This is a genomic window from Clostridioides sp. ES-S-0123-01, from assembly GCF_020658415.1.
GTDB lineage: Bacteria > Bacillota > Clostridia > Peptostreptococcales > Peptostreptococcaceae > Clostridioides.
On record NZ_JACVWD010000002.1, the window covers coordinates 753829 to 778121 of the forward strand.

At 30.1% G+C, this 24293-nt stretch carries 16 protein-coding genes; 4 read left to right on the top strand and 12 right to left on the bottom strand.

Annotated features, from left to right (window positions below; translation table 11 throughout):
* Positions 1-180: 180 nt before the first annotated feature.
* From IC175_RS06890 to IC175_RS06925, 8 genes are all read right to left on the bottom strand, one after another.
* On the bottom strand, positions 181-3750 hold the full coding sequence (locus IC175_RS06890) for a DNA polymerase III subunit alpha (RefSeq protein ID WP_227851334.1): 3570 nt from the start codon (positions 3748-3750) through the stop codon (positions 181-183).
* Positions 3751-3903: 153 nt separating this feature from the next.
* Positions 3904-4854, bottom strand: a complete 951-nt coding sequence (gene whiA / locus IC175_RS06895; protein WP_227435601.1) for a DNA-binding protein WhiA — start codon at positions 4852-4854, stop codon at positions 3904-3906.
* A gap of 16 nt (positions 4855-4870) precedes the next feature.
* Complete coding sequence (locus IC175_RS06900; protein WP_003416968.1) at positions 4871-5296, bottom strand: NUDIX hydrolase; 426 nt, start codon at positions 5294-5296, stop codon at positions 4871-4873.
* Positions 5297-5364: 68 nt separating this feature from the next.
* On the bottom strand, positions 5365-6471 hold the full coding sequence (locus IC175_RS06905; protein WP_227435600.1) for a gluconeogenesis factor YvcK family protein: 1107 nt from the start codon (positions 6469-6471) through the stop codon (positions 5365-5367).
* Between the two features lie 11 nt (positions 6472-6482).
* Positions 6483-7340, bottom strand: a complete 858-nt coding sequence (gene rapZ, locus IC175_RS06910; protein ID WP_227435598.1) for an RNase adapter RapZ — start codon at positions 7338-7340, stop codon at positions 6483-6485.
* 52 nt (positions 7341-7392) lie between these two features.
* Positions 7393-8106 (bottom strand): PHP domain-containing protein, encoded by a 714-nt coding sequence (locus IC175_RS06915; RefSeq protein WP_227435589.1) that lies wholly within the window; start codon positions 8104-8106, stop codon positions 7393-7395.
* 3 nt (positions 8107-8109) lie between these two features.
* Complete coding sequence (gene murB / locus IC175_RS06920; protein WP_227435587.1) at positions 8110-9024, bottom strand: UDP-N-acetylmuramate dehydrogenase; 915 nt, start codon at positions 9022-9024, stop codon at positions 8110-8112.
* A gap of 273 nt (positions 9025-9297) precedes the next feature.
* Positions 9298-10068, bottom strand: coding sequence for a formate/nitrite transporter family protein (locus tag IC175_RS06925; protein ID WP_227435585.1), 771 nt, complete (start codon positions 10066-10068; stop codon positions 9298-9300).
* A gap of 317 nt (positions 10069-10385) precedes the next feature.
* Between IC175_RS06925 and cls the strand changes: the two genes are divergently transcribed.
* From cls to IC175_RS06945, 4 genes are all read left to right on the top strand, one after another.
* Positions 10386-11867 (top strand): cardiolipin synthase, encoded by a 1482-nt coding sequence (gene cls, locus IC175_RS06930; protein WP_227435582.1) that lies wholly within the window; start codon positions 10386-10388, stop codon positions 11865-11867.
* A 315-nt stretch (positions 11868-12182) separates the two neighbouring features.
* Positions 12183-12680: a complex I 24 kDa subunit family protein gene (locus tag IC175_RS06935; RefSeq protein WP_227435580.1), complete on the top strand. Its 498-nt coding sequence runs from the start codon at positions 12183-12185 to the stop codon at positions 12678-12680.
* Between the two features lie 16 nt (positions 12681-12696).
* The gene (locus IC175_RS06940) at positions 12697-14583 is read left to right on the top strand and encodes an NADH-quinone oxidoreductase subunit NuoF (protein ID WP_227435578.1); all 1887 of its coding nucleotides are present in this window, start codon (positions 12697-12699) and stop codon (positions 14581-14583) included.
* Between the two features lie 22 nt (positions 14584-14605).
* Positions 14606-16387 (top strand): NADH-dependent [FeFe] hydrogenase, group A6, encoded by a 1782-nt coding sequence (locus IC175_RS06945; protein WP_227435576.1) that lies wholly within the window; start codon positions 14606-14608, stop codon positions 16385-16387.
* Between the two features lie 122 nt (positions 16388-16509).
* On the opposite strand, the gene IC175_RS06950 is transcribed toward IC175_RS06945, so the two are convergent.
* From IC175_RS06950 to uvrA, 4 genes are all read right to left on the bottom strand, one after another.
* Positions 16510-18300, bottom strand: a complete 1791-nt coding sequence (locus IC175_RS06950) for a MutS-related protein (protein WP_227851335.1) — start codon at positions 18298-18300, stop codon at positions 16510-16512.
* 151 nt (positions 18301-18451) lie between these two features.
* The gene (hprK, locus tag IC175_RS06955) at positions 18452-19381 is read right to left on the bottom strand and encodes an HPr(Ser) kinase/phosphatase (RefSeq protein WP_227851336.1); all 930 of its coding nucleotides are present in this window, start codon (positions 19379-19381) and stop codon (positions 18452-18454) included.
* Positions 19381-21198 carry an excinuclease ABC subunit UvrC gene (uvrC, locus tag IC175_RS06960; RefSeq protein ID WP_227435569.1) on the bottom strand — a complete coding sequence of 606 codons (1818 nt, stop codon included), beginning with the start codon at positions 21196-21198 and terminating at the stop codon, positions 19381-19383. Before uvrC ends, hprK begins: the two co-directional genes overlap by 1 nt.
* Before the next feature lie 263 nt (positions 21199-21461).
* The gene (uvrA, locus tag IC175_RS06965; RefSeq protein WP_227435565.1) at positions 21462-24287 is read right to left on the bottom strand and encodes an excinuclease ABC subunit UvrA; all 2826 of its coding nucleotides are present in this window, start codon (positions 24285-24287) and stop codon (positions 21462-21464) included.
* Positions 24288-24293 lie beyond the last annotated feature (6 nt).

The window sequence follows — 24293 nt, forward strand, 5'->3', positions numbered from 1 at the left end:
TTTTTATTATAATCATTCTTATCACATCTTAATGGACTTTTTTCGTCCCTATATCATTTTTCAATCCCATCAAGACTAAAAAAATTAAATGTCCTTAAATGTCCATTTTGTGATATTATATCACAAAACGGACAATATTTTTCATATTATTATAATATATTTAGATTTTTATCCAAAAAATTAAGCTTTTATCTTTATGTTATCCTTAGGAAGTAATCTTTCTAAATTGTTTATAAATTCATCACATATAAAGGTGGATACTCCTGTCATTTTATATGCTTTGCGCTTACCATTTATATTTTCATCCATAGGATATAAGTATATACTGTCATTGCCTGGATATTGCTTTGCTATTTCTATAATATTGTAAGTTGTATCTGTGTCAGACATACTATCTATTTTTAAATACAGTTTTTTTCCACTTTCTAACTTCACATTTTGTACATTTTTAGTTCTTACTGAATTATATTTTTTAGCTTCAAAGTCAGTATTGTCTTTTATATCTTTTATTTCTCTAGCTATAAGTTTTGCATTTTCGCCTTCTTTTATACTTAATGTTCCTTTTACATAAATTATATTATCTTCGTTTAAAATAACATTATATTTTTGTAATAACTGAGGAAAAACTATTATTTCTATAGCACCATATAAATCTTCTAACTCAATAAATGCCATAATTTCATTTCTTTTTGTGGTTTTTATCGTTTTATTTACAATCATTCCACCCATTATTGCATCAGTTTCATTCATTTGTATATATGACTCTTCATCCTCTTTTAATGAATTTAACTTTCCATTATCTATAGATGTTTTTTCTTGTAATTCTTTTTCAAATTGCGATAAAGGATGCCCACTTACATACATTCCCAGAACTTCTTTTTCAAGATTAAGTTTCTCTCTTTCTTCATATTCTGGTCTTTTAGGTAAATTATATATTTGTTGAAAGTCACTATCTTCTTCACTATCTCCAAAAGCATCAAATAATGAAATTTGACCTTGAACATTTTTCTTTCTGTCCATAGAAACACTTTCTAATAAAGTTTCATAACCAGCCATCAGACTAGCTCTATTTTCACTTATATTATCAAAAGCTCCACATTTTATTAAGCTTTCTATTACTCTTTTATTTGTATCTTTTTGGTCTAATCTCTTAACTAAATCAACTAAGTCTATAAATAATCCCTTAGACTCTCTCTCATCAATTATATTATTTATTATATTTACACCAACATTTTTTACAGCAGCCAGACCAAATCTTATGTTGTCACCTTCAACCGAGAATTTTGAAAAACTTTTATTTATGTCTGGTGGCAACACATCTATATCTAATGCTTTACATTCTCTTATATATTCAACTACCTTATCAGTATTTCCCATAACACTAGTTATTAAAGCTGCCATAAACTCAACAGGATAATATGTTTTTAAATAAGCTGTCTCATATGCTAAAACTCCATATGCAGCTGCATGTGATTTATTAAATGCATAACGAGCAAAATCTATCATGTCATCAAATATTTTATTGGCTATTTCCTCTTCTACACCATTTCTAACACACCCTGCAATTTCTATGTTGCCATCTTCATCAAATTTCCCATGAATAAAATATTGTCTTTCTTCTTCCATTACATCCATTTTTTTCTTACTCATGGCTCTTCTAACCAAGTCACTACGACCATAACTATATCCACCTAAATCTCTAACAACTTGCATAACTTGTTCTTGATATACCAAACATCCATATGTAACTTCCATTATTGGTTTTAATTTCTCATGTAAGTATGTTACATCTTTTGGATTACTTTTATTTTTTATATACGCAGGTATAGAGTCCATTGGACCTGGTCTAAATAGGGATATTCCCGCTACAATATCTTCAAAATTATCTGGTTTCAGTTGTTTCATAAAACTCCTCATACCAGCACTTTCCAACTGAAACACTCCTAAAGTATTTCCAGATGAAAGCATTTCATATACCTTTGGATCATCATAGTCCATCTTTGAAAAATCTATATTTTCAGTGTAATTTTTTATTGTTCTATTCTTTTCTATTAAATCAAGTGCATCTCTTATAACTGTAAGTGTTCTTAATCCAAGAAAGTCCATCTTTAAAAGACCAAGTTCTTCAAGTGTTGTCATAGTAAATTGAGTTGTGATTGCATCTTGATGCTTGTACAGAGGTACATACTCATCTACAGGATTTTTGGATATAACAACTCCTGCTGCATGAGTGGAAGCATGTCTTAACATTCCCTCTATTTGCTTTGATATATTGATTATCTCTTTTGTTTCAGGGTCTTGGTCATATAAATCCTTAAGGTTTGGATTTGTATCTAATGCCTTATCTATAGTCATTCCTAAAGCAAATGGTATTTCTTTAGCTATCTTATCAACCTTATTGTAGCCTATATCTAATACTCTTCCAACATCTCTTATTGCGGCTTTTGCACCCATTGTTCCAAAAGTTATTATTTGTGCAACATGGTCATCACCATATTTTCGCTTTACATAGTCTATAACTTCTTCTCTTCTTTCATAGCAAAAATCTATATCTATATCTGGCATAGATATACGTTCTGGATTTAGAAAACGTTCAAATAGGAGAGAATATTTTATTGGGTCTATATCAGTTATCTTAAGTGTATATGCTACTATTGAACCTGCCGCACTACCTCTACCTGGTCCTACTATAATATTATTTTCTTTAGAGAAATTTATAAAGTCCCAAACTATTAAAAAGTATTCCACATAACCCATTTTTTCAATTACATCTAATTCATAGTTTAATCTATCTAGTATCTCACTATCAGGATTATCATATCTTTCTTTTAATCCATTAAAACACAATTCTCTTAAATAAGTTTCTGGTGTATATCCATCTGGAACATCATATTTAGGAAGATGTATAGTATTAAAATCAAACTCTACATTACACATATCGGCTATTTTTACAGTATTATCAATAGCCTCTAGTGCATATGGGAATAACTCTTCCATTTCTTCTCTTGATTTCAGATAAAACTCATCACTTCCAAATCTCATTCTATTTGGGTCATTTACTGTTTTACCCATTTGAATACACATAAGAACATCATGTATTTTTGAATCTTCTTTATTTACATAGTGAACATCATTAGTAGCAACTAGTGGAATACCAGTCTCTTTTGATAATTTCACTAATCCAGAATTCACTTCTCTCTGTTCTGGTAAATTATGGTCTTGAATTTCTAAAAAGAAATTTTCTTCACCAAATATATCTTTGTAATCAATGGCAAACTTTTTTGCTTTTTCATAATTTCTATTCATCAAAGCACGTGCAACATCTCCTGCAAGACATGCAGAAAGTGCTACAACCCCTTCACAATGCTTTCTAAGTTCTTCCATATCGACTCTAGGCTTATAGTAGAAGCCTTCTACATATGAAGTTGAGACTATTTTTATCAAATTTTTATAGCCTTCCATATTCTTAGCTAACAAAACTAAATGTCCTTGATATTTATCATAATTAGGGTCTTTATCTCTTAATCCACGTGCAGCTGTATAAACTTCACACCCTATAATTGGTTTTATTCCTTCTTTTATAGCTGTTTTATAAAAATCTATAACACCAAACATACAGCCATGGTCAGTAATAGCAATTGAACTCATATTTAATTCTTTAGCTCTTTTTATAAGTTTTTTCACCCTCGAAAATCCATCAAGTAAACTATACTCGGTATGTACATGAAGATGAGCAAAATCTTTTTCCATTAAATCACCTCCTGTTTTATAAATTTAATTTTACCACAAATACATGTCTTAAAACAAAAACAGAGACTTTTATCTCAAAATAGGAATTAACTTCCACCTATAACCCTATATGTTGAAATTAATTCTTATTTTGAGATTGTCCCCTCAAATTTATTATAATGATTTTTTTTTCAAGTCTGTTGCGATTTCTTCTATTTTTCTAAGTCTATGATTGACACCAGATTTTCCTATTGGCGGGTCTAACATCTCTCCAAGCTCCTTGAGAGTCATATCTTCATACTCAATTCTAATCTTGGCTATTTCTTGTAAATTTTCTGGTAAGCTACTAATCCCTATAGTTTCTTGTATTAGTCTAATATTTTCTACTTGTCTTACGGCTGCATTTACTGTTTTAGAAAGGTTAGCTGTCTCGCAATTTACTATTCTGTTTACATTATTTCTCATTTCTTTTACTATTTTAGTATTTTGGAGACTTAAAAGAGCGTGGTGTCCTCCTATAATACTTAATAAATCGGATATTTGTTCACTCTCTTTAAGATAAACAACATAATTATTTTTTCTAGCCACAATTTTACTATTAAAGCCTAAAGAATTTATAAGTTCTTTTAATGAATCTGCAAAATCCTCATTGTTAGTTACAAATTCCATATGATAGTTTTTTTCTGGATCACTTATAGAACCTCCACCAAGAAAAGCTCCTCTTATAAAAGCTCTTTTACATCCCTCATGTTTAACCAAACTTTCTGGAACTCTATTTATAGTAAAAAATCCCTCTTTTTCTTCCAATACACCTAATTTTTTTAATAACATTTCTGAACCCATTTCACTTGTTACCATTAATACATAACTATTATTTCTCTTTAACATTTGATTTTTATTTACAGAAATTGTAGTATTTATGCTGAAATTCTTTTTTAATAACTTAAAGACTTTACGGGCTATTGAGTTTAATTCTGTTGTTATTTTTAAATTTAGTTTTTTATATCCAACAATTTGTATACTTCCCCCTGATTTAACTAGAGCTGACAGTTCAGCTATATTACAACATTCATTCTCAGATACAATTCTCGCTAGTTCATTTTTGGTTTCAGTTGAAAAAGACATATATATCACCCATTAACTAATTTTTCTTTAACCTTTTTTTTATTTCCTGCAAGGCAACCTTTATTATTTCCTTTTCATCATCATACCTAGCTAGGTCTACCACTCTATCTAGATGGATAAATTTAGCATCAATAAAGCCTTCCTCTTTTTGTGGAATAGTATCCATATTTTTTGCTTGCATTAAGTACCAAAAAACTGTTTTATGAACTGCTCTATTTTCATCCCAGTTTTCTTTGAATGTATAGTGTATTTCACCTAAATATTTCAATATATCTGCTTTTACTCCAGTTTCTTCGCTTACTTCACGTAATGCTGCCTCTTGGTTATTTTCCCCTTCTTCTACTTTTCCTTTGGGTAGCACCCAATCTCCATTGAACTTCCTTAGTAAAAGAATCGTATTGCCAAACAGGACTACACCACCAGCACTAACCTCTTCTCTCATCGATGTTCACTCCTTAAAACTAACATAATGATAAGGATTTCTACACTTTTTTTTAAAATCCTTTTTTACTAACTTTTGTTGTAATTATGATTTAGGGCTAACTCAATAACTATGTTAGATATATATTTTGCATCATGTCTTATATAATTATTTTTTATTTCAATCAAATTTTTTTCTACGGTTTTTATACCCATCTCTTTTAACTTATCTTTTTGTTTTTTATCTAGTAAAACCTGTTCTGCTCCATCTTGTTTATATAAATCAAGCATTCCTTCTGGCAATATTTCGTTATTTGCTATCACATAATCTATCAAATTATTGTCAGTATGCTTTATTATCGCATTAATATGTTCTAATACATTATATCCTTCTGTTTCCCCTGGTTGAGTCATTATATTTGATATATACACTTTTGGTGCTAGAGAGGCTTTAATGGCGTCTACAACACCATCTACAAGTAAGTTTGGTATTATACTAGTATATAAACTTCCAGGACCCATAATTATAATATCAGCATCATAAATAGATGCAATAACATCTCCTAATGGTTTAACATCTTTAGGATTTAAAAAAATCTCATCAATAGAACTTTTTTGATTTTTCGATTCTTCAGGTATACTAGATTCGCCATTTACTATTTCACCATTTTTTAATTTGGCAACTAAGTTTACATCTTCTAGTGTTACTGGCAAAACCCTACCTGTTATAGCAAAAATCTCACTTAATTTATACACAGCTTTTTCAAAGTTTCCATATAATCCATTCATAGCAGCTAAAAATAGATTCCCAAAACTTTGACCTTTTAAAAGTCCCTCTGTAAACCTATATTGCATAACTTCATTCATAGTTGGTTCTATATTTGCAAGTGCTAACAGGCAATTTCTTATATCTCCTGGTGGAAGCATTCCTAAGTCTTCTCTTAATACTCCTGAACCTCCACCATCATCAGCAACAGTAACAATCGCAGTTATATTCTGCGTAGAGTGTTTAAGCCCCCTCAGAAACACTGATTGACCAGTTCCTCCACCTATTACTACTACATTAGGGTCTCTATTTTCAATAACAGACCTCTGAAATAACCTTACTTTTTCATTCTTTGCTTTCTTATATATAAATAACGATACAATTAATGCAATCCAACCTAAAATTCCTACAATAATAAGTAATTTAGCCATGTTTGCCTCCATTATCGTAACATAGAGTCTCTGTGTTTTTTTACAACTCTATATCCTTTATTAGATAAATCCTCCGCTATAAGATTTGTTATAGTAACTGACCTATGTCTTCCACCTGTACATCCAACACCAATTACTAGATGTTGTTTTCCTTCTTCTATATATTGAGGTACTAAGAAATGAATCATATCCAAAAGTTTTACATAAAATTCCTCACTAATTTTAGAATTCATAACATAATCTCTAACTTCTTTATCGTCACCAGTTTTAGATCTCAATTCTTCAACATAATATGGATTAGGAAGAAATCTTACATCGAATACTAAATCTGCATCCGCAAGTATACCATGTTTAAATCCAAAAGATACTACAGATATAGTTAAATTAGGATTATCTTCACCAGAAGAATATATTTTCTTTATTTCTTCTTTAAGGTCTTTTGGTTTCATATTAGTTGTGTCAATTATGCATGTAGAAAATCCCTTTAAAGGCTCCATTATTTTTCTTTCCATTTTTATACCTTCTGGAATTTGCATGTCTTTCGCCAATGGGTGATTTCTTCTTGTCATTTTATATCTCTTTAACAATACATCATCATTACAATCTAAATACACCATTTCATATTCATAATTTTCTTTTTCTAAGTAGTTTAAACTTTCATGAAGAGCTTCAAAAAACTTTCTTCCTCTTATATCTATACCTAGAGCAACTTTATCAATACTTGAATTTGGTTGATAACATAATTCTGCAAATTTAGTTATCAAAGCAGGAGGTAGATTATCTACACAATAAAATCCCATATCCTCTAAAGCTCTCATTGTTTCACTTTTTCCAGACCCTGAAAGACCTGTAACTATAACAAATTTCATTGCTAACTCCTCCTTTTTATCTTCTGTTTATTACACTTTTATCTTTCGATTATTACACTATAATATTTTCTACTAATGATATATCCATATTTGAATCATATACAGCTTTTATAGCTCGTTTAAAATCACCCACTCTTTCTGGGCAATGTGCATCTGACCCTATTATAAATTTATTTCCTATTTCTTTTATTTCGTTTATTTGTTTTACATTTAAAAAAGAATGACTACTATTTATTTCAAGCCTTGTATCTGTCTTTTTTGCTACCTTTGCTATTTCTTCTATATATACATCACCTTTATCACCAGGATGTGTAATTACAAAAATATCATTATTATTCATAGCATTTATTACGGCTTTTGTATTATACTCTTTTGCTTTTTCAGTTTTAAAAATATAGTTATTACAATGATTTAATAAACTTCCAAATGATGTAGGAGTAGAACCAAAATGGTATCCAGCCATGATATAGTCAAGTTCTTTTATAAATTTTTCATCCATGTCTATATTACCTTTATCATCTAATATGTTACACTCCATACCCAAAAGTATATTTATATCACTATATTTATCATTCAAAGAATTTATTTCTTCTCTCATTTTATGAATATCTTTCCTCTTTACACCATATGCAATATGTTTATAACTATGGTCTGATATTCCGATTGTCTTTATCCCTTTAGCAATGGCCACCTTTACATTATCTTCAATAGTTCCCTTACCATGACTATATAATGTATGTGTATGATAATCAGCCAATATTTTCATTTGTTAATCCTCTCCAAGTATTTTGACTTCTTCTTCCAACATAACCCCAAACTTGGCATATACAGCACTTTTTATAACATATATTAAATCTAAAATATCTTTAGCACTTGCTTCTCCTAAATTAATCACAAATCCACAATGCTTCTCAGATACTTGAGCACCTCTTAAAGTAAGTCCTCTTAGTCCAGTTTCTTCTATTAACTTCCCTGCAAAATATCCTGTTGGTCTTTTAAATGTACTTCCTGCACTAGCAAAATTTAATGGTTGCTTAGTTGTTCTTCTTGTTGTTAAATCATCCATTAAACTTTTTATTTCATCATAATTTCCTTTTTGTAAATCTATTTCTGCTGATAAAGCTATATACCCATTTTTCGTTATTATACTTTTTCTATACCCAAATTCCATCTGTTCATTTGACAGTTCAAAGATATTTCCTTCCATATCTATTAATCTTACCGATTTTACTATATCTTTCATTTCACCACCATATGCTCCTGCATTCATGGCTAATGCTCCACCCAATGTTCCAGGTATACCTGAGGCAAACTCAAATCCTTTTAATTCTTGTTTTTGAAGAGCTTTACCTAAAACAGATAATAAAGCTCCTGACTGAGCAATTATTTTAGTGCCCTTTATCTCATAAGAATTAAAGTTGTCTGCAAGTTCTATTACTATGCCTCTTATTCCACCATCTTTAATTAGAATATTTGAGCCATTTCCAATTATTAAATATGGAATAGACTCTTTTTTCACTAATTGAAGTACATTTTTTAACTGCTCTTCAGTTCTAGGTCTAACCAATATATCGGCTGGTCCTCCAACTCTAAATGAGATATGTTTTTTCATAGGTTCATCTATTTTTATATCATCTTTGCTTAATATATTTAATAAATTTTCATATATATCTTGATTATTCATTGTATTTCCTCCCAAATTATACTAAACTTCAGTTGTCATTATTATCTAAATTATATTAATATATAGTATTAACTATATTCAATAATATATGATTTTGCTTATCATACAGATTTCATATTTTTAAGTTTTTTAATTCCAAACTATATTCAATAAATATATAATAAAGTAAAAAAAAAAAAATAACAACATATAAAAGAACATAAATAATTTAAAAAAAGCATCAATATCGCTGATATCAATGCTTTAAAAGGCTATTTAATTCGTATTATTTATCTAACTATTTTTCACATAGCAAAGATAATAAATTCCCCCAACTATTATAGAACCTCCAACTACATTTCCAAGCGTTACAAATACCAAATTAGTTATTAATTGAACCATAGTAATATCTGCTCCTAATGCCATTCCCATTGGTATAAAAAACATATTTGCAACACTATGTTGGAATCCACATAACACAAATAACATTATTACTGTCCAACATGAGGCTAACTTAGATACTATGTCTTGAGATGCTGTAGCCATCCATACAGCTAAAACTACTAAAATGTTACAAAGTATTGCTTTTAAAAACATTGAAACTATCGTTGAATTAACTTTAGCTTCTGCTACAGCTATGGCTTTTGTAGCTACATCCCCTGTTAATGTAGAAGAATAATATAAAAGTGCCACTAAAAGTAGTGAACCTACTAGATTTGCAAAATAAACTAATCCCCAGTTTCTTAGCATTTTCCCTAATGTTATTTTTTTATCCATAAGTGGAATAAACATTAAGGTATTTCCAGTGAATAATTCTGCCCCTGCTACCACTACAAGCATAAGACCTACTGGAAAGACCATAGCACTTAAAAAACTAGCTATTCCTGGGTCTATCTTACCAAAAGTCTGACTAATTATTATACTACCCAATGCCCCAAAACCTATAAATGCTCCTCCAAGTAAACCTAATAAAATTGCATTTTGTGTTGAAATATTCGCTTTTTTAATGCCTGCACTTATAGTTGCTTGTGCAGTTTCCCCAGGTGTCAAGAATCCTTTACTCATAAATCCTTCCCCCTTAAAAATTATACTTTTCCTTGTCTTTTTATGGCAATAATTATATAATAACAATATGATATATAATAAATTTTATTAATATAAAAAATATACTATATGTTTATATATACTTGTCTCATATAATTATATTATTTATTATATACCAACTTTGTTAATTTCGAAATAATTTATATTGAATTTGAAAAATTTACCTTTCGAATATTTATTTTACTTTTTTATTGTTGAGGTATTATATATAATAGATATATGTTTGTGTTATTATATATAATTACTTATTTTAATAAATATTTAAAGGAGGAAATTTTATGTTTGATATATCATTTTTCGAAATGTCAATATATGAAATAGCAGTTACTACAATATATATAATTAATTTCATGGTTATACTAAATCTCATTTTTAGAGAAAAGAGAAATATAAATACAACTCTAACATGGCTTCTTATATTAGTATTAATACCAGCTCTTGGATTTATACTTTATATAGCTTTTGGCAGAAATATTTCAAAAAACAATATGTTTAGATTAAAAGAAAAGGATGATAAGATAATCAAAAGCAATATACTAGATACTCAAGTTAAATTACAATCTACATCTGAAATTAATTCAGAGATACATCAACATAAGGATATGATTTATGCATTAGCTAATTCAAATAATGCTCATTATACCAATAATAACGATGTGTGGATTTACGCTGAGTCTAGTCAATTTTTTAACACTCTTCTTGAAGAACTTAAGAAAGCAAAGAAATATATAAACATACAGTTTTACATTTTCAAAGATGACAAAATCGGAACTGAAATAATTGACATTCTAGTAGATAAAGCCAAAGAAGGTGTAGAAGTAAGACTTTTATTTGACGCCGTTGGTGGTAGAACACTAAAAAATAGTACACTTTCTAGATTAAAAGAAAGTGGTGTTAAAGTTGGAAGTTTCTTTCCATCATTCTTAAAAATTGTAAACTTTAACTTAAACTACAGAAACCACCGAAAAATAGTTGTCATTGATGGAAAAGTAGGATTTGTAGGTGGATACAATGTTGGAGACGAATATCTAGGTAGAAATCCAAAATTTGGTCTATGGAGAGATACACATACTAAACTTACTGGTGATTGTGTAATTGACCTAAATATGAGGTTTATTCTTGATTGGAGATATACAACTAAAGAAGATTTAGATTTAGAAAAGTACTTCGTAGAAAGTGAAACACCTTCTGATTGTCCTTCTGAAAATATTGGAATTCAGATAGTATCAAGTGGTCCAGATATATTAGAACTTGATGAAATTAAATATGGTTACCTTAAAATGATTCAGAAAGCTAGAAAGTATATATACATACAGAGTCCTTATTTAATACTTGACTCAACATTTATAGATACTTTAAAAATAGCTTGTTTATCTGGTGTTGATGTAAGAATTATGATTCCTTCTAAACCTGACCATCCTTTTGTATACTGGGCATCATATTCATATGCTGGAGAACTTTTAAAATTTGGAGCTAAAATCTACACTTATGGTGAAAATGCATTTTTACATGCTAAGACAATAGTTATAGATGACTCTATATGTTCTATAGGAACAGCTAATATGGATATAAGAAGCTTTGAGCTTAATTTTGAAGTAAATGCATTTATGTACTCTTCAAAAAAAGCACTAGAGCAAAGAGTTATATTTGAAAATGATATTTTAGATTCAAAAGAAATAACATTAGATGTATATAATTCTAGGTCTACTTATATAAAAATCAAGGAATCAATTTCTAGACTATTATCATCAGTTTTATAAATTTTTTATTTTATAAAAATTTTACCTTTTGGTTTATTTTTTAAAGTTTTTTATATATATTATTTTTTTTTTATTGGATTCAGTCCATTTTTTTTATTTTTTTTAACTATTCTGAATTATTTTATATTATAATAGACTAGTATAGTTTTTTTTTAATAGGTAACTTTTTTGCATTGTTTTTATGAATAAAGAAATTGTTGTATATTATTCTTTCTTTATTGTTTTGGTTTTGTTCACCAACATAATATTGGTGTCAACTCATGGTTAATTATTTTATGAAAAATAATAACTTTAAAAAGAAAAGGGGGATTTGTTATGTGCGATTTTATTTCACACAACAAGCAGTTATTTGACGAATTAGATATATTTATTGACTCTCTTGCAACAAAGGAAGGTGCTTTGATACAAGTTCTACATGAAGCTCAAGGTATATTTGGATATCTTCCAAAAGAAGTACAACTTCATGTTGCTAAAAGACTTGGAGTAGCTCCTGCAAAGGTATATGGGGTTGTTACATTCTATTCTTATTTCACTACAGAACCTGTAGGTAAGTATAAAATAAGTGTCTGTCTAGGTACTGTATGTTTTGTAAAAGGTGCTGATAAGATATTAAGTGCTTTTGAAAAACAGCTTGGTATAAAAGTTGGAGAAACTACTAGTGATTTTAAATTTTCTTTAGAAGGTTTAAGATGTTTGGGGGCATGTGGTTTAGCTCCAGTTGTTACTGTAAATGGTAAAGTTTATGGTAAAGTAAAACCAGATCAAGTAAGCGAAATATTGGATACTTATAGAGAATTAGAATTGAATTGTTAAGAGGGGTGAATAAATAATGCGTAAAGTAAATTCATTTGATGAATTAAAAGTTTTAGCTGATGAGCTAAAACCTAGTCTTAGCCTAAGAAAAAATTATTCTAAGGAAAATGTATTAAGAAGAGAATTACTTGTTTGTTGTGATACTGGATGTACATCTTCAAACAGTATGGAAATAGTTAGTGAGTTAGAAAATGAAATAAAAAAATCAGGAATACAAGACAAGGTTGATGTTCGTTTAACAGGTTGTTTTGGTTTCTGTGCTCAAGGTCCTATCGTAAAAGTTTATCCTGATAACGTTTTCTATGTGAAAGTTGAACCATCTGATGCTGAAAAGATAGTTCAAAATCACTTAATTAGAAATACAGTTGTTGAGGAATTATTATATGAAGAAGAATCTTTAAATAAAAAAGTAGAAGCACAAGAAGAAATGTCTTTCTACAAAAAACAATTACGTATAGCTCTAAAGAATTGTGGGCTTATAGACCCAGATAGTTTAGAGGATTATATTGCTAATGATGGTTATTTAGCTCTAGGTAAATGTTTAACGACTCTTACTCCTCAAGAAGTTATTGCAGAAGTAAAGACTTCTGGTCTTCGTGGTAGAGGAGGAGCTGGATTCCCTACAGGTTCTAAATGGGAAGCTGCTTCAAAGAATCCTGCTGGCCCAACTGATAAAAAATTCGTTGTCTGTAATGCTGATGAAGGAGACCCTGGTGCATTCATGGATAGATCTGTACTTGAAGGAGACCCTCATAGTGTACTAGAAGCTATGGCAATATGTGGATATGCTATAGGTTCTGATACAGGGTACATATATATAAGAGCTGAATATCCAAAATCTATAGAAAGACTAAAAGTAGCTATAGCTCAAGCTGAAGCACATGGCTTACTTGGTGAAAATATCTTAGGTACTGGATTTAACTTCAAATTAGAATTAAAATACGGTGCAGGAGCTTTCGTTTGTGGTGAAGGTACAGCTTTAATGCATTCAATTGAAGGTAGACGTGGTGAACCTAGAATGAAGACTTATAGTTCTTCTAAAAGTGGATTATGGAAATCTCCTACTTGCTTAAACAATGTTGAAACTTTTGCTAATATTCCAGCAATCATACTTAAGGGTGGAGACTGGTTTGCTAACTTAGGTACTGATGATTCTAGTGGTACTAAAGTTTTTGCTCTTGGTGGAAAAGTAGAAAATGTAGGTCTTGTTGAAGTTGCAATGGGTACTACTTTAAGAGATATTGTATTTGAAATTGGTGGAGGAATTCCTGAAGGCAAAAACTTCAAGGCAGTTCAAACAGGTGGACCGTCTGGTGGATGTATACCAACTGAACATTTAGATATACCTATAGATTTTGGTTCATTAAGCTCTATAGGCTCAATGATGGGTTCTGGTGGTATGCTTGTTCTTGATGAATCTGACTGTATGGTAGATATAGCCAAATTCTTCCTTGAGTTTACTGTTGAAGAATCTTGTGGTAAATGTACACCTTGTCGTATAGGTACTACGAGATTATTAGAAATATTAACTAAAATTACAGAAGGTAATGGTACTCTACAAGATTTAGACGACCTAGAAAACCTTGCTGAAACTATACAAACTGCTTCATTATGTGGTCTTGGTAAAGCTGCTCCAAACCCTGTTTTAAGTACTCTTCAATATTTCAAAGATGAGTATATAGCACATGTTGTAGATAAGAAATGTCCTGCTGGCAAATGTCAAAACTTACTTTCTTACTTCATAACAGATGCTTGTAAGGGTTGTACAAAATGTTCTAGAGTGTGTCCTGCTGGTTGTATAACAGGTTCTGTTAAAGAACAACATACAATAGATACTTCTAAGTGTCTAAAATGTGGTGCTTGTATAGATAATTGTACATTTAATGCTATAATCAAGAAATAACTTATTTGGAGGAGGAATAACAATGAGTTTAGTTAATTTAACTATCAATGGCAAACATGTTTCAGCACCTAGTGGAACTTCTATCTTAGATGCTGCAAAACTAATAAATATAAAAATACATAACCTTTGTCATTTACATATGAATGAGATAGATAAGCTTGATACTTGTGCTTCTTGTCGTGTTTGTATGGTTGAGACAGAGAGAGGTTTAGTTCCAGCTTGTGGAACAGTTATAAAGGAAGGTATGAGAGTTCAAACTAATAGTGCTAAAGCATTAAATGCTCGTAGAACTATTGTTGAGTTACTATTATCAGACCATCCGCAAGATTGTTTTATATGTGAAAAAAATGGAGACTGTGAATTACAAACTATAGCTGCTGATTTAGGAGTAAGAAAGATAAGATATCAAGGTTCTAAGTCTTTTGCAGGTAAAGATACCTCTACTAAATCTTTAGTTAAAGACCATTCTAAATGTATATTATGCAGAAGATGTGAAACTGTATGTAATGATATCCAAACAGTTGGAGCATTATCTGGAGTTAATCGTGGATTTAATACTTTAGTTAGTACATTTTTTAATGCTGATATGGTTGAAACAGAGTGTACATTCTGTGGCCAATGTATTTCTGTCTGTCCAACTGGAGCGTTAACAGAAGTAGATAATGTTCCTAAACTATGGGATGTTTTAAATAAAAAAGAAAAAACTATAGTAGTGCAAGTTGCCCCTGCTGTAAGAGTTGCTATTGGTGAAGAGTTTGGATTAGAACCAGGTTCAATATCTACAGGAAAAATGGTTGCTGCTTTAAAAGCACTTGGGTTTGAGCATGTATTCGATACAAACTTTGGTGCAGACTTCACTATAATGGAAGAAGCTACTGAATTTATAGAAAGAATTCAAAAAGGTGAAAATCTACCTATATTAACAAGCTGTTGCCCTGCATGGGTAAACTTCTTAGAACACAATTATCCAGACCAATTAAATCTAGCATCTAGCTGTAAATCTCCTCAAGGTATGTTTGGTTCTATAGCTAAGAATTACTATGCACCTAAAATACTAGGAATTAATCCAGATGACCTTTATGTTGTATCTGTAATGCCTTGTGTAGCTAAGAAGTATGAAGCTTCAAGAGAAGAATTAAGTGAATCTGGAATATTAGATGTTGACCTTTCTATAACTACTAGAGAGCTAGCTAAGATGATAAAAGAAGCTGCTATTGATTTACCTAATCTTCAAGACCAGGATTTTGATAATCCATTAGGAAAATCTACTGGTGCTGCGTCTATATTTGGAGCAAGTGGTGGAGTTTTAGAAGCTGCTCTACGTACTTCATATGAAAAGATAACTAACAAAACTTTAGATAATGTAAACTTTACTAATGTTAGAGGGCTTAAGGGAATCAGAGAAGCAAGTATAGATGTTGATGGAACTACAGTCAATGTATGTATTGTAAATACACTTAAAAATGCTAGAAAAATGATGGACAAAGTTAGAAGTGGAGAATGTAAATACCATATCATAGAAGTTATGGCATGCCCTGGTGGATGTGTTGGAGGAGCTGGTCAACCTTACCATCATGGTAATACTGATATAATTGATAGACGTGCTAATGCATTGTATGAGATAGATAGAAATAAGGCTATTCGTAAGTCTCATGAAAATCCTGACTTACAAGCTATTTATAAAGACTTCTTTGGAGATCCAAATAGCGATGTAGCTCATAAATACCTTCATACTCATTACTTTGATAAGAGTTGTATTTATGAAGAATGTCCAAAAGAATGTGCTTGTGAAGAAGCTAAATAAATTTTAACAAATTGAAAACTAAAATATTCTCAAATAAAAGGATTGTATAAAGTGCTTTTAAGTACTTTATACAATCCTTTCTATTTTAATCATAATAAGCTACATTTCTACGCTTATCTTTCTTAAAGTATCCCTGCCATTTTCATAAGCTGTTTTGCATTTGTAGTCTTACATCTTCCATCTTTTATGGCATAGTCAAAATAGATTTTATCATCAACATAGTACTCTGAAAAATGGTAGTTTACAATCTCTACATCTCCACCACTTGAAAGGTCACATAACTCAAAATCATGTGTTGTAACCATACTTATAATCCATGGCTTTGATAGTTTCTTTACTGCCTCACTTGCTCCAATAATTCTATCAGCAGAGTTAGTTCCTTTAAAAATCTCATCAACTAAAACTAACATCGGTAATTCTTTTATACTATATTGAATCATTGATTTTATTCTGAGAATTTCAGCATAAAAAGTTGATATACCTTGGCTTACATCATCTTGTATTCTCATAGATGTAAATATATACATACATGTGGCATCAAAATTTTTAGCACATACTGGAGCACCTGCATACGCCAATACTAAATTTACACCAATACTTCTTAAAAATGTCGTCTTCCCTGACATATTTGAACCTGTAATGATACAGGTTTGAGAATTTAATTTTATTGAATTTGCTACAACACTTTTCTCTGCTATTAATGGATGGTATACTTCTTCAACTTCTAACTTTGGAATACTTTCGCTTTTTATTATTGGAAAACATGTATTTTCTTTTACTTGACCAATAATAGTTAAACTTATCAAAGCTTCAAACTCTCCAATAGATTCAAGCCATCCTCTAATTTGATTTCCATATACACTTTTCCATCTTTCTAGAGATTCTGCACAGTGATAATTCCACATAAGAACACCACAAGCAAGTATATAAACTATTTGATTATATCTTAAGTTTACTGCATTACCTATTGAGTTCAGCTGTTTAATACCTTTTGAAACACCATTACCTTTAGAAAGTTTTGCTTGTAATTCTTTTAAATATGGGCTTTCAAATGTCTCTTTCTCTAAAACTTCAAACATCTTTTCATATACTTGTATACTTCTACTAAATGAGAATAATGGGGATAAAGTCTGCATAAGCTTTGTATTCCCAAACCCACCAAATCCTAGCTGAAGTACAAAAAGTAAAAAAACAGGTAGCATAGGCAAAAACCCTAATATAAAAAATATAAAAGATAGTATTGTTGCAGTAGGCAAACCCCAAGTAAAAACATGCATCCACTTAGGTATATATACTTTTTTATCTTCTCCATACTCTATAAATGACTCTATACTTCCATCAGAGTTGATTTTTTGTTCCTTACCAATTATATTACTCAAGGTCTGAATATGGATAGAAAAATCCTGTTTTGATAATAGCTCTTTTACTGCTGTTTGTCTTTCTAGGATTATATTATCGTTTGGATTTTCATTCCATAAGGACTTAGCTAAAGACTTCTTTCCATAGGATGTATTAGCTATACAAATATACTGATATAGTGATGCTCTTCCAAATAAGTCTAAATCTTTTGCTTGTGAATTTTCTTCTTGTATATATTCTTTTCCATCTATTTTGAATTCTTTCCACTCATCACCAAATCTCTTAACATACTTATCCAGCACTTCACACTTACTCTTAAAATACGATTCTTCCTCTTTTATTTTATTATGAATAACTAAAAGTGAAATAAATAGAATCAATGCTACAATTCCAACAAAAATACCTACTGTATTTTTATTGTAAAATCCAATAGCAAATCCCGCTATCAATATTAAAAAAGATATTAATCTAGCTGTACTTATATTATTTGATTTTTTATTTAAGAGCAGTTCTTTTTCAGTAGTACTTTCTAAAAGCTTACTAAAATAGTTCATTCCCATAAAGACTCCAACTTCCTTATCATATAATAAATTTAAATATAGTATTAAATTTAAACTAATAACCTTAAAAGCTAATTTAAACTCCAATTATATAATATATATTTTATAACTATTCTATACAATTTTATTTTATATGCACTCTCTATTACTTAGTATCAATAAGTTTTGATAGTTTCTTAGTAAATTCTTGAGCTGCATCATAACCCATTCCTCTTTGTCTAAAATTCATTGCTGCTACTTCTAGTATCATAGCAGTATTTCTTCCAGGCTTTACAGGAACAACTAACTTCTCTACATTAACACCAAGTATTTCTTCATATTCTTTATCTAATCCAAGCCTATCATAATACTTATTTTCATCCCAAGCTTCTAAATGTACTACTAAATCTATCATTTTAGAATTTTTAATAGCTCCTACACCATATAGACTTCTGACGTCTATTATACCTATTCCTCTTATCTCTAGGAAATGTCTTATTAATTCAGGAGACTGACCCATCAACATACTTTCATCTAATTTTCTTATTTCTACAGCATCATCTGCAACTAATCTATTACCTCTCTGAATTAGTTCTAATGCTGTTTCTGACTTTCCTATACTACTCTCACCCTTTATCAAAACACCTATACCATAAATATCAACTAAAACTCCATGAATCGTTGTATGTGGTGCTAACTTATTATCTAAATAGTTTGATAATCTATTTATAAGTCTAGTTGTGTTTCTGTTTGTACTTAAAAGTATTCTCTTATACTTTTTAGCCTTTTCAATCACATCTGGTTTTATTTCTAAATCTCTAGAAATTATTAAAGCTGGTATTTCATATGAGAAAAATCTACTTAGTACCTCTTCTCGAATTTCATTATCCATCAATCCAAAGAAATTATATTCTGTTTTTCCAACTATTTGTATTCTCTCATATGCAAAGTAATCAAAATATCCTGCAAATTGTAAACCTGGTCTATTTATATCTTGAGAGTATACATAATAATCTACATCATCAGGCATGTATACTACTTTAAGTTTTAAATCTTTTATTATTTCTCTTATTGATACTTTATTGCTAGTTTCCATCAATTTTCTTCCTTCCTAAAAAAATTATAAACATTCTCTGCAATGCTTTTATTCATTCCTTCTACTTCTAAAAGTTCTTCAAAAGTAGCTTCTTTTATGGCTTCTACATCTTTAAAATGACTCATCAGTGCTTTTTTTCTTTTTTCACCTATCCCTTGTATATCATCTAAGATAGATTTTGTCAAAGCTTTATTTCTTAGACTTCTATGATATGTTATTGCATAATTATGAACTTCTTCTTGTATACTAGCAATAAATCTATATAAACTAGTTGTCTTATCCAACTCGATTTCTTTTTCTTTACATATTAACCCTTTAGTCCTATGCTTATCGTCTTTGTACATTCCCCAAAGTGGTATGTCTACATCATTAAGTTCTAATACTTTTTTTACAGCGCTAACCTGTCCCTTTCCTCCATCCAACAATATAAGGTCAGGTAAATTTCCATGTTTCAATCTTCTATCTACAATTTCAGCCATGGAATCATAATCATTAGGTCCAATGACTGTTTTTATTTTATATCTTCTATACTCTTTTTTATCTTTTTTAGCATTTGTATAGACTACCATAGAACCAATTGAATCTACTCCTTGTATATTTGATATATCAAAAGACTCTATTCTTATTGGCAATTTTTCTAAGTTTAACAATCGTTTTAATTCTTCTAATGCTCCAATACTTTTTTCATATTTCCTTTTGTTCATATCAGAAAATTTTTCAAGGTACTCTACTGCATTTTTTCTCACCATTTCAACTAGGCTTTTTTTCTCTCCTTTTTGTGGTACTCTTATTGTTACTTTTTGCCCTTTTTTAGACGATAGCCATTCTTCTAATATACAACTGTCTTCTATCTCATCTTCTATAATTAGTTCTTTAGGTATATATTCTTGCTCATTGTAAAATTGTTTTACAAATGAACTCAATATAGAAGCTCTTGGGCTATCCATTACCCCTTCTAGTATAAAGTGTTCTCTCCCAACAATCTTACCATTTCTAATAAAAAATACTTGTACACAGGCTTCATTATGAGCTCTTGCCATCGCAACTACATCCTGATTTAAATCGGTTACAGTAGCATCTATTTTTTGTTTTTGTATCATTTCTTCAAGACTCTTTATTTTATCTCTATATATAGCTGCTTCTTCAAATCTAAAATTCATAGAACTCTCATTCATCTTTTCTTTTAAGAGCTCCATCAACTTTTCTTCTTTCCCCGATAGACACATTATAATTTCTTCTATCATCTTTCCATATTCTTCTTTGGATACATTTCCTGTACAAGGTCCTAAGCACTTATTTATGTGTAAGTTTAAACAAGGTCTTGTTTTATTTTTTATCGCTTTTTCTATGTCAATTTTACAACTTCTTATTGGATAGGTACTGTTTATAAGGTCTAAAGTATCATTTACCGCAGTTATATTAGTATATGGTCCAAAATACTTTGCTTTATCTTTAAGAACCCTTCTAACCTTTAAAATCCTTGGATAATCTTCATTTGTAGTCACCTTAATATATGGGTAAGTTTTATCATCTCTAAGTAACACATTGTACTTTGGTCTATATCTTTTTATTAAATTACATTCAAGTATTAATGCTTCCAACTCTGAATCTGTTATAATGTATTCAAATTTATATATATTCTTAACCATAGATTTTACTTTAGATGTATGGTTTTTTGAAGATTGAAAATACTGCCTTACTCTATTTTTTAGAGATATGGCTTTTCCCACATATATTATATGGTCGTATTTATCCTTCATTAAATATACACCAGGCTCAGAAGGTAATTTTTTTAAGTGGTCTTGTATATCAAACATATCGCCCTCCAAAACATTAAGTTTTATATTAAAATTATACCCTAAAATGTGAAAATTAAAAAGTTATTCAATTTCCAGCATTGTACACAAGTTAAAGTCCATATCATCTTCTATAATTGATTTAAAAGCAATCTCAAATACGAAGAACAATATGGACTTTATGTTTGGTAATTATCTACAATTTATTTTTAATTTATTTACTTCTAATATTTTCAACTTATTTTTATATATTTACAGTTAAAATTTTACACAGTTTATATAACCTAAGAGAAATATTTACTTAAGAATTGACCTGTATAAGACCCTTCAACTTTAGATACTTCTTCTGGTGTTCCAGTTGCAACTATAGTTCCACCTTTATCTCCACCCTCTGGGCCTAGGTCTATTACATAATCACAAGTCTTTATAACATCTAGATTATGTTCTATAACTATAATTGTATTTCCTGTATCTGCTAATCTTTGTAATACGTGAATTAACTTATCTACATCTGCCATATGAAGTCCTGTAGTAGGTTCATCTAATATATATAAAGTCTTTCCTGTTGGTCTTTTACTAAGTTCTGACGCTAATTTTATACGTTGTGCTTCTCCTCCAGACAATTGAGTTGAAGGCTGTCCTAATTTAATGTATGAAAGACCTACATCCATCAATGTATCTAGCTTTCTTTTTATGTTTGGTATATTTTCAAAAAACTCAACAGCTTCTTCTACATTCATATCTAGTATATCAGATATAGTTTTATCTTTGTATTTTACTTGTAATGTTTCCCTATTGTATCTTTCACCCTTACAAACCTCACAGGGAACATATACATCTGGTAGAAAGTGCATCTCTATTTTTATTATTCCATCACCTTTACAAGCTTCACATCTACCACCTTTTACATTAAAACTAAATCTTCCCTTTTTATATCCTCTTGCTTTAGCTTCATTAGTAGCAGCAAAAATATCCCTTATAAAATCAAATACCCCTGTATAAGTAGCTGGATTTGAACGAGGTGTTCTTCCAATTGGACTTTGGTCAATATTTATAACCTTATCTATATTTTCAATTCCTTTTATTTCTTTGTGCTTACCAGCTCTTTGTTTTAGTCTATTCACTTTACTTGCAACACCTTTATAAAGTATGTCATTTATTAGTGTACTTTTCCCAGAACCTGAAACACCTGTTATACATGTAAACTTACCTAATGGCAATTTTACATCAATATTTTTTAGGTTATTTTCTGATGCTTTGATTACTTCTATAAAACTTCCATTTCCTTCTCTAGTAGTCTCAGGAACTAATATTTGTTTTTTTCCACTTAAGTACTGACCTGTTATTGAGTTTTCATTTTCTATTATTTCATCTAAAGTTCCTTGTGCAACTATCTCACCACCATGTATACCTGCACCAGGTCCAATGTCTATAACATAATCAGCTTCTCTCATTGTATCTTCATCATGTTCTACGACAATTAAAGTATTTCCTAAATCTGTTAGATGTCTAAGAGTGCCTATAAGTCTGTCATTATCTCTTTGATGAAGACCTATACTTGGCTCATCAAGCACATATAACACTCCAACTAATGCTGAACCGATTTGAGTTGCTAATCTTATACGTTGCGCTTCTCCTCCTGAAAGTGTTCCAGCTTTTCTTGATAAATTCAAATAATCAAGACCAACATCTCTTAAAAACTTAGCTCTTCCCTTTATCTCTTTTATAATTTCATGAGCTATAAATCTTTGCTTTTCTGTAAGAGTTACATTTTCCATAAAATCTATCAATTCGTTAACAGATAAGTTTGTTACTTCCATTATATTTTTTCCATCAACTAAAACAGATAAAACCTCTTTTTTAAGTCTCAATCCCTTACATTTTGGACAAGGTCTTTCTGCCATATATTCTTCAATTTTGTCTCTCATATACTCTGAGTTAGTTTCTTTGTATCTTCTCTCTAAGTTTACTACTACTCCTTCAAAATATGATTTATAATTTCTAGTTCCTCCAAATTTTGATTCATAAACAAACTCTACCATTATATTATCCTTACCATAAAGTAACTCTTGAACAAAATCTTCTGGTAAATCTTTAAATGGAGTTGTCAGAGATACCTTAAAATGCTCTGCTAAACTTTTTATCATTTTGCTATAATAAGTATCGTCGTTGACACCTGTTGAACCCCAAGCAGCCACTGCACCTTGTTTTATTGATAAATCTTTATTTGGTACAACTAGTTCTGGGTCAACTTCTTTACTTTCTCCAAGACCATTACAAACATCACAAGCTCCAAAAGGAGCATTAAATGAAAACATTCTTGGAGATAATTCTTCTATCCCAATTCCATGTTCTGGACATGCAAATTTAGTTGAGAAAAGAATCTCTTCTCCATCTATTATTTGAGCTATTACAAGACCATCTGATAGTTTAACCGCAGTTTCAATTGAATCTGCAAGTCTAGATTCTATTCCATCTTTGACTACTATTCTATCCACTACTACTTCTATACTGTGTTTTTGGTTTTTAGTTAAAACAATATCATCACTTACTTCATAGTTTTCCCCATCAACTCTAACTCTTACAAATCCTTCTTTTTTAATATTATCTAAGACCTTTTTATGTGTACCTTTTTGACCTCTAACAATTGGCGAAAGTATTTGCAACTTAGTTCTATCTGGAAAATCTAGCATTTTATCAACTATTTCTTGAATAGTCATTTGACTTATTTTTTCACCACATGTAGGACAATATACATCGCCTACTCTTGCAAATAACAATCTCAAATAGTCATATATTTCTGTTACTGTTCCAACTGTAGAGCGTGGATTCTTTGAAGTAGTCTTCTGATCTATTGAAATAGCTGGTGATAGACCTTCAATATATTCTACATTTGGCTTTTCCATTTGCCCTAAAAACTGTCTAGCATAAGCAGACAAACTCTCTACATATCTTCTTTGGCCTTCTGCATATATCGTATCAAATGCCAAAGATGACTTTCCAGAACCAGACAATCCTGTAAAAACTATAAACTTATCTCTTGGTAACTCTAAATCTACATTTTTTAAATTATGCTCTTTTGCTCCTCTTATTATAATTTTATCTTCCATAACCTT

Bases quoted from the DNA above. Each gene is read 5' to 3' on its own strand.
- IC175_RS06900 (WP_003416968.1), bottom strand. From the start codon at position 5,296: ATGAGAGAAGAGGTTAGTGCTGGTGGTGTAGTCCTGTTTGGCAATACG.
- IC175_RS06950 (WP_227851335.1), bottom strand. From the start codon at position 18,300: ATGAACTATTTTAGTAAGCTTTTAGAAAGTACTACTGAAAAAGAACTG.
- cls (WP_227435582.1), top strand. From the start codon at position 10,386: ATGTTTGATATATCATTTTTCGAAATGTCAATATATGAAATAGCAGTT.
- IC175_RS06940 (WP_227435578.1), top strand. From the start codon at position 12,697: ATGCGTAAAGTAAATTCATTTGATGAATTAAAAGTTTTAGCTGATGAG.
- IC175_RS06890 (WP_227851334.1), bottom strand. From the start codon at position 3,750: ATGGAAAAAGATTTTGCTCATCTTCATGTACATACCGAGTATAGTTTA.
- IC175_RS06905 (WP_227435600.1), bottom strand. From the start codon at position 6,471: ATGGCTAAATTACTTATTATTGTAGGAATTTTAGGTTGGATTGCATTA.
- murB (WP_227435587.1), bottom strand. From the start codon at position 9,024: ATGAATAATCAAGATATATATGAAAATTTATTAAATATATTAAGCAAA.
- uvrC (WP_227435569.1), bottom strand. From the start codon at position 21,198: ATGTTTGATATACAAGACCACTTAAAAAAATTACCTTCTGAGCCTGGT.
- IC175_RS06925 (WP_227435585.1), bottom strand. From the start codon at position 10,068: ATGAGTAAAGGATTCTTGACACCTGGGGAAACTGCACAAGCAACTATA.
- IC175_RS06935 (WP_227435580.1), top strand. From the start codon at position 12,183: ATGTGCGATTTTATTTCACACAACAAGCAGTTATTTGACGAATTAGAT.
- whiA (WP_227435601.1), bottom strand. From the start codon at position 4,854: ATGTCTTTTTCAACTGAAACCAAAAATGAACTAGCGAGAATTGTATCT.
- uvrA (WP_227435565.1), bottom strand. From the start codon at position 24,287: ATGGAAGATAAAATTATAATAAGAGGAGCAAAAGAGCATAATTTAAAA.
- IC175_RS06915 (WP_227435589.1), bottom strand. From the start codon at position 8,106: ATGAAAATATTGGCTGATTATCATACACATACATTATATAGTCATGGT.
- hprK (WP_227851336.1), bottom strand. From the start codon at position 19,381: ATGGAAACTAGCAATAAAGTATCAATAAGAGAAATAATAAAAGATTTA.
- IC175_RS06945 (WP_227435576.1), top strand. From the start codon at position 14,606: ATGAGTTTAGTTAATTTAACTATCAATGGCAAACATGTTTCAGCACCT.
- rapZ (WP_227435598.1), bottom strand. From the start codon at position 7,340: ATGAAATTTGTTATAGTTACAGGTCTTTCAGGGTCTGGAAAAAGTGAA.